General features: G+C 41.2%; 8 protein-coding genes and 1 pseudogene. 7 read left to right on the top strand and 2 right to left on the bottom strand.

Going from position 1 to position 6,044, the window contains the following annotated elements; all coding sequences use genetic code 11:
* From ACFILW_RS08625 to ACFILW_RS08595, 7 genes and pseudogenes are all read left to right on the top strand, one after another.
* A partial coding sequence (locus ACFILW_RS08625) for a filamentous hemagglutinin (protein WP_375685563.1) occupies positions 1-648 on the top strand: 648 nt, incomplete at its 5' end.
* A gap of 20 nt (positions 649-668) precedes the next feature.
* Entirely contained in the window at positions 669-1,070 is a 402-nt protein-coding gene (locus ACFILW_RS08620; RefSeq protein ID WP_375624304.1) for a hypothetical protein, read from the top strand.
* A gap of 177 nt (positions 1,071-1,247) precedes the next feature.
* Positions 1,248-1,724, top strand: coding sequence for a hypothetical protein (locus ACFILW_RS08615; protein WP_273791330.1), 477 nt, complete (start codon positions 1,248-1,250; stop codon positions 1,722-1,724).
* Positions 1,725-2,066: 342 nt separating this feature from the next.
* A pseudogene (locus ACFILW_RS08610) lies at positions 2,067-3,350 on the top strand (filamentous hemagglutinin); the annotation flags it as partial.
* On the top strand, positions 3,347-3,748 hold the full coding sequence (locus ACFILW_RS08605; RefSeq protein ID WP_375685561.1) for a hypothetical protein: 402 nt from the start codon (positions 3,347-3,349) through the stop codon (positions 3,746-3,748). The pseudogene ACFILW_RS08610 and the gene ACFILW_RS08605, both read left to right, overlap by 4 nt.
* A 180-nt stretch (positions 3,749-3,928) precedes the next feature.
* Positions 3,929-4,330 carry a hypothetical protein gene (locus ACFILW_RS08600; RefSeq protein ID WP_375685560.1) on the top strand — a complete coding sequence of 134 codons (402 nt, stop codon included), beginning with the start codon at positions 3,929-3,931 and terminating at the stop codon, positions 4,328-4,330.
* A 178-nt stretch (positions 4,331-4,508) separates the two neighbouring features.
* The gene (locus ACFILW_RS08595) at positions 4,509-4,868 is read left to right on the top strand and encodes a hypothetical protein (RefSeq protein ID WP_375685559.1); all 360 of its coding nucleotides are present in this window, start codon (positions 4,509-4,511) and stop codon (positions 4,866-4,868) included.
* A 102-nt stretch (positions 4,869-4,970) separates the two neighbouring features.
* On the opposite strand, the gene ACFILW_RS08590 is transcribed toward ACFILW_RS08595, so the two are convergent.
* Both ACFILW_RS08590 and ACFILW_RS08585 read right to left on the bottom strand, forming a co-directional pair.
* Entirely contained in the window at positions 4,971-5,171 is a 201-nt protein-coding gene (locus ACFILW_RS08590) for an AlpA family transcriptional regulator (protein WP_015856172.1), read from the bottom strand.
* 209 nt (positions 5,172-5,380) lie between these two features.
* Positions 5,381-6,044 (bottom strand): tyrosine-type recombinase/integrase (locus ACFILW_RS08585; RefSeq protein WP_375685558.1); only part of this gene is annotated, 664 nt, incomplete at its 5' end.

The following is a 6,044-nucleotide window of genomic DNA, read 5'->3' as shown; positions in this document are numbered from 1 at the left end:
CAAGAGGGTGCTGATGGCAAGGTGCATGTGTCCTTTAATGGCATCTTTACTCCACCAGAGGAAGCCGCTGTTTATGCAGAGCAACATGCGAAGGATAAAAATAATCCGCTTTATTTTGTTGTGTTCCCAGAAGCCGATTCTGCTATCTCAGAACTTTTGGTCGCGGGCTATCAGAAGTTTATGGAAAATAACTTTTGGGGATTGACCAATTCCACACAAGAAGCGAAAGATTTGGTGTATAGCCATGGTATTACAGGGTTAGAACTTTATGGACATAGCCGCGGTACCATGACATTGGGGAATATGCTGTATTCTTTCAAACAAGAAGGTGTGCACGGAATAGCCGACAATACGAATATCAATTTCTATGGACCAGCCTTTAATGCTTTAGTTGCATCCGGTCTGTTGGGTTATGTGAGTGATGGCAAACAAACCACTATTGGCTTTGATGGGAATAGATATGACTTTGTAAGCAGAATTATTGGCGGCAATGGCTATACCTACGAGACAATACCTGCTGGCAGTAACGTTTTGACAGAATGGTGGAGAGTGATCATGAATCCCATAAGCTCCCATACCTGTCTTGGAGATGCGAGTTATAAATGTAGATATAATTATGGCACATCTCATCTAGAACAAAAACCTTGAATTAGATTATGGAGTAAAAAATGAAACAAACCTTAAAATTATTAAGTGCTGTAACTCTATTCAGTATAGCTGGGTGCCAGTTTAATAAAACTCCCACATCTTCTATAGGGGCATGGGAAAAGCCAGGAGCAGATTTTACTGAGATAGGAAAAGCCTTGTTAGAATGCGGTATGCCAACCCCTTATGATAAGGATCCAGAAAGTAGAAAGCTCAGTAATAATGCAATAGCAACAATTCATGCTTGCATGGTTCAATCAGGATTCCGCTATGAAGAAAGGGGGGGGGGATGGTGTGTAAATCATAAAGCGGAAAACCTTCCCATATGTCGTCCAGGTGCTGTCATACCACAGCGCAGTGTCAAGAAGCGCTTGAACAGTCCTTTTTGTAAAAAATATAAAAATAGTCGCAAATGCTATCCTTAAGTCTTGCTTGTGATGATCAACAATCCGCCATCCTTGCCTTCACTTGGAATGGCGCGATTGTTTCCTCAAGCAACCATTTCAATATTGTTCACCGTTGTTTTAAGTAGCGATGACAGAAAATATCAACAAGCTTCCGAGCTGTTTTATAGTAAATAAATCCATTGAAAGAGGGAAAAAATGAAGAAAATCTTAAAACTATTGAGTTGCATAGCTCTCTTAAATACAGCTGGATGTGTTAACCAACCTCCTCCATCAACTTTAGCATTATGGGAAAAGCCAGGTGTCGATAAAGCGATGATCCAACAATCCTTATCAAAATGTGGCTGGAAACCGGTTTATGCTTCTTCTAGTGATATGAATTCGTATGCGAGTGAATTTGCCTCAGTTTATGAGTGCATGAAAAAAGCAGGTTTCCGGTATAAATTGCAAGATTCAAAAGGGCTCTATTTTGTACAACCTCTGAAAAGTGACTCGTTTTTAGCTAATTTGATGCTAGCTGGATATCAGCAATTTATGGACAATGATACCTTTGGTGTGACCAACAAAACGAAACAGGAACGCGCTTTACTAACGCATTTTGAGGATGAAAGAAAACGTCAGCAAAAGCAAAAAGCTTTACAAAAGCGATCACCAAAGCGTCCTCCCCATCGTTAAAAAGGTCGTTAGATAAAATCACGAATGAAGTAGAGGATCAAAGCTGTCTCCTTCTTTATCCACGCAACGGGCACTTTTAATTTGGTGATTAAGATAGTCGACAATAGAGCAGGTGAGGTTTCATTACGGGGGATGCGTATTTTGAAGCCAAAGTCGTGGTGCAATCCACAGGATACGTTAAGCGGTTTGACTGAGGCTGGCGCATCTGGCAGTATGACAGTGGGCTTTAAGAAAGCAGAAGCTTCTTCTCAAGCTTTCACCGCGATGAGCACAACAATAGAAGCAGGACGCGCTGTCAACATGCAAGCCCACAAAGGCAGCATCCATGGTGTTGGAGCCGATATTATCGCTGGTACCGCGCCGGCAGAAAAAAACAGCCTGACCACAGGAAGCATTAGCACCAGTGATATCAGCAACGGTGCGCATGCGCAAGCTAGCAGCCAAGGTTTAAGCATTTCTGCGGGTGGTCCGATGTATCAGGGCAAATATGGTGTCGGGAAAAACATTGCTAAAAATCTCTTAGATCATTCAAAAGCCCAAGATTCAGAGGAAGGATATACCAAATCCGCCATTAGCGATGGCACCATCGTCATTACTGATGAAGCTGGGCAGAAGGCATTGACAGGGCAAGATGTTGAGCAAGCCATAGCCTCTCTTAATCGTGATACTGCCAGCGCCCATAAGGGTGTACAACAGCTCGATGTAGGCAAGCTGGAACAAATCGTCCATGAAAACCGCGAAATGGCAACCCAACTCTTAGAAGAAGGATTTAAATACAGCGATGACTCCTATAAAACCATGTTTATCAAAGAGCACCCCATCGCCGTTGTCGACCGTGATGAAAAGGGCAATATAATCTATAAAAAAGATGCAAATGGACAGTATATCAAAGACGCTCGTGGACAACCAATACCTCACGCACATTATTTAACGGATGAAGAAAAGCAGCATTTACAAGAGGGTGCTGATGGCAAGGTGCATGTGTCCTTTAATGGCATCTTTACTCCACCAGAGGAAGCCGCTGTTTATGCGGTTCAACATGCGGAGAATAAAAATGAACCGCTTTATTTTGTTGTGTTCCCTGAAGCCGATTCTGCTATCTCAGAACTTCTAGTCGCGGGCTATCAGAAGTTTATGGAAAATAACTTTTGGGGTTTGACCAATTCCACACAAGAAGCAAAAGATTTGATGTATAGCTATGGTCTTACAGGGTTAGAACTTTATGGACATAGTCGCGGGACAATGACATTGGGGAATATATTGTATTCTTTCAAACAAGAAGGTGTGCACGGTATAGCCGACAACACGAATATCAATTTCTATGGACCAGCCTTTAATGTTTTAGTTGCATCCGGTCTGTTAGGTTATGTGAGTGATGGCAAACAAACCACTATTGGCTTTGATGGGAATAGATATGACTTTGTAAGCAGAATTATTGGTGGCAATGGCTATACCTACGGGACACTCCCTGCTGGCAGTAACGTTTGGACAGAATGGTTGAGAGTGGCTACAAATCCCATAAGTTCCCATACTTGCCTTGGAGATGCGAGCGATATGTGCCAAAAGACTTATGGCTCATCTCATCGTGAACAAGTTCCTTCAAGTAAATCATGGAGTAAAAAATGAAAAAACCTTTAAAATTATTGAGTACATTAACTCTATTAATCATCACTGGTTGTCAATTTAATAAAACTCCTACCTCCTCTATAGGAGCCTGGGAGAAACCGGGAGCAGATTTTACTGAGGTAGGAAAAGCCTTGTTAGAATGTGGCATGCCAACCCCTTATGATACTGATCCAGAAAGCAGAAAGCTCAGCTACAATGCAATAGCAACCATAGAAGCTTGTATGTTTCAATCAGGTTTTCGTGATAAAGTGGGGGGAGGGACTTGGTGCGAGAATCATAAAGCCGAAAACCTTCCCATTTGTCGTCCAGGCGCTGTTGTTCCACAGCGCAGTGTCAAGAAGCGCTTAAACAGCCCTTTTTGTAAAAAATATAAAAATAGTCGCAAATGCCAACCTTAAGTCTTGCTGTTTGTGATGATTAACAATCCGCCATCCTTGCCTTCGCTTGGAATGGCGGGATTGTTTCCTCAACCAACCATTTCAATATTGTTCACCGTTGTTTTAAGCAGCGGTGACAGAAAATATCAACAGGTTTATGAGCTGTTTTATCGTAAAGAAACCCACTGAAGGAGGGGAAAAATGAAGAAAGTCTTGCAATTATTGAGCGGCATAGCTCTGTTAAGTATAGCTGGATGTGAGTATAAAGCTGAGGTTCCCTTATCAGCTTGGGAATTATGGGATAAGCCTGGTGCAAATACAATTGATATAGGGAAAGCGCTGTTAGAATGTGGCATGCCAACACCTTATAATCGTGATGAATACAACAGAAAGTTAGACGGAAATGCGAACGCATTAATTGAAGCTTGCATGGTTCAAGCAGGTTTTAGATATAAATCCGGATATTTGAGTTCGTGTGAGTTTTTTGATGCTCGTTTTCCGATTTGTCATTCAGGTGCTGTCATTCCAAAACGAAGTGTCAAGAAGCGTTTAAATAGCGCTTATTGCCAAAAATATAAAAATAAACCAGAATGCCAACCTTAAGCACTGTTTGTGATGATCAACAATCCGCCCTCCGTGCCTTCACTTGGAACGGCGGGATTGTTTTCTCAATCCATCATCTCAATATTGTTCACCGTTGTTTTAATGAAGCGGTGACAGAAAATATAAACAAGCTTATGAGCTTTTTTATTGTAAATAAATCCATTGAAAGAGGGGAATAATGAAGAAAATCTTAAAACTATTGAGCGGCATAGCTCTGTTAAGTATAGCTGGATGTGTTAACTCAATTCCCTCACTTTCTCCAGCATTATGGAGAAATAAAATACTTTTAGAATGTGGAGTACCGGACCTTAATAAGGTTGTGGCGCTAGATTTGAATCAATTTGCCAGTATTGAAATGTGTATGGCGCAATCAGGTTTTCGCCCTAGCTTTACAATACAAGATTGGTGTGAAAATCATAAATCAGACAACCTTCCCATATGTCGTCCTGGTGCTGTCATGCCTCAGCGAAGTGTTGAGAGACGCTTAAATAGCCCTTATTGTAAAAAGCATTCAGAACAACTTGAATGCAAACCTTAGGTCTTGCTTCAGCAGAGAAAGCTTTGAATTTACACCAAATAAAGCTCCAGGTTGATGAGCTTGAGAAAGCCTTGTCCGTTCTTACGTGACAAGGTTTTCTTTTTATGCCGCGTCGTTATAACGTTGCTGTTTTGCTTGCTCGATGACATTCAAAAGATCTGATTGTAACCAACGGGATAAAAAGCCAAATTTTAAAGGTTTTGGGAGAGAGCCATTGGTTACATGACGTCGGAATGTTGAAACACTCATATGAAGCAGTTTTGCACTTTCACGGTCTGTTAAAAGAATATCATTTTCTGTCATACTAAAATCCTTTCACTCTCAAAAAATGGCAACAAATCATAACCATTTATTAACCACATTTTTGTTCATTTTTGAAGGTATTTTATTTATAGAAAACAATATTTTATCATACAATTTCTGATGTGATAATTTATGAATCTTATTGAGAGAGAATGAGAGAAAAGAGAGCTAAAGTTATCCACAGATAATGGGGTTATGCACCCCATATCTTAAGATTGACCGGTGACATAAGCTGCCCATTTATCCATATAGACACGGCGCTGTTCTAGATAATCAGTACGACGATAGGCACGCTCTACTTTACCGCCGACCGTATGACTTAGAATAGTTTCAGCGACCTCATAGGGAGCATCGGTTGTCTCAGCGAGCCAATCACGTAAACTAGAGCGAAATCCATGGGGGCATGCCTCAATTTTATTGTCTCTCATATATTGAGCCATACAATTTGCAGCGAGGGGACCCCGACCGGTTGCAGAAAAGAAGAAATCATTGCGAGAAAGCAAGCGCGCTTGTTTTAAGATTTCTAATGCTTCTGATGATAGAGGCACGCGAAACTCTTCTGTAGTATCACGTCGACCTTTCATATTTTCAGCAGGGATTGTCCAGATATCGCCATCAACTTGGTCTTTATGAATATGACACAAAGGGTTGGTACGAACGCCTGTCAGAATAAGCAAACGCAAAGCCAGTTGTGTTAAGGTTGATGCTTCGCAAAGTGTTTTATAAAAGGCAGGGACATCTCTCCAATCCATAGCTGGAAAATTTTGCGTTTTATGACGTTGTTTACCTAAGAGCGCGCGTGCTTTTTCTGTTGCTTGTAAATCAACATTCAAACCCAAGGCAGCCGCATGTTTGAGACATATATTAAGACGA

The sequence above is a fragment of the Bartonella sp. TT110JLCBS genome, from assembly GCF_042193405.1.
Classification (GTDB): domain Bacteria; phylum Pseudomonadota; class Alphaproteobacteria; order Rhizobiales; family Rhizobiaceae; genus Bartonella.
The sequence above is the reverse complement of the archived record's forward strand: the minus strand, read 5'-3'. Positions and strand labels throughout refer to the sequence as shown.

Excerpts from the sequence above, each read along its gene's own strand:
- ACFILW_RS08620 (WP_375624304.1), top strand. The coding sequence starts at position 669 with ATGAAACAAACCTTAAAATTATTAAGTGCTGTAACTCTATTCAGTATA.
- ACFILW_RS08615 (WP_273791330.1), top strand. The coding sequence starts at position 1,248 with ATGAAGAAAATCTTAAAACTATTGAGTTGCATAGCTCTCTTAAATACA.
- ACFILW_RS08605 (WP_375685561.1), top strand. The coding sequence starts at position 3,347 with ATGAAAAAACCTTTAAAATTATTGAGTACATTAACTCTATTAATCATC.
- ACFILW_RS08600 (WP_375685560.1), top strand. The coding sequence starts at position 3,929 with ATGAAGAAAGTCTTGCAATTATTGAGCGGCATAGCTCTGTTAAGTATA.
- ACFILW_RS08595 (WP_375685559.1), top strand. The coding sequence starts at position 4,509 with ATGAAGAAAATCTTAAAACTATTGAGCGGCATAGCTCTGTTAAGTATA.
- ACFILW_RS08590 (WP_015856172.1), bottom strand. The coding sequence starts at position 5,171 with ATGACAGAAAATGATATTCTTTTAACAGACCGTGAAAGTGCAAAACTG.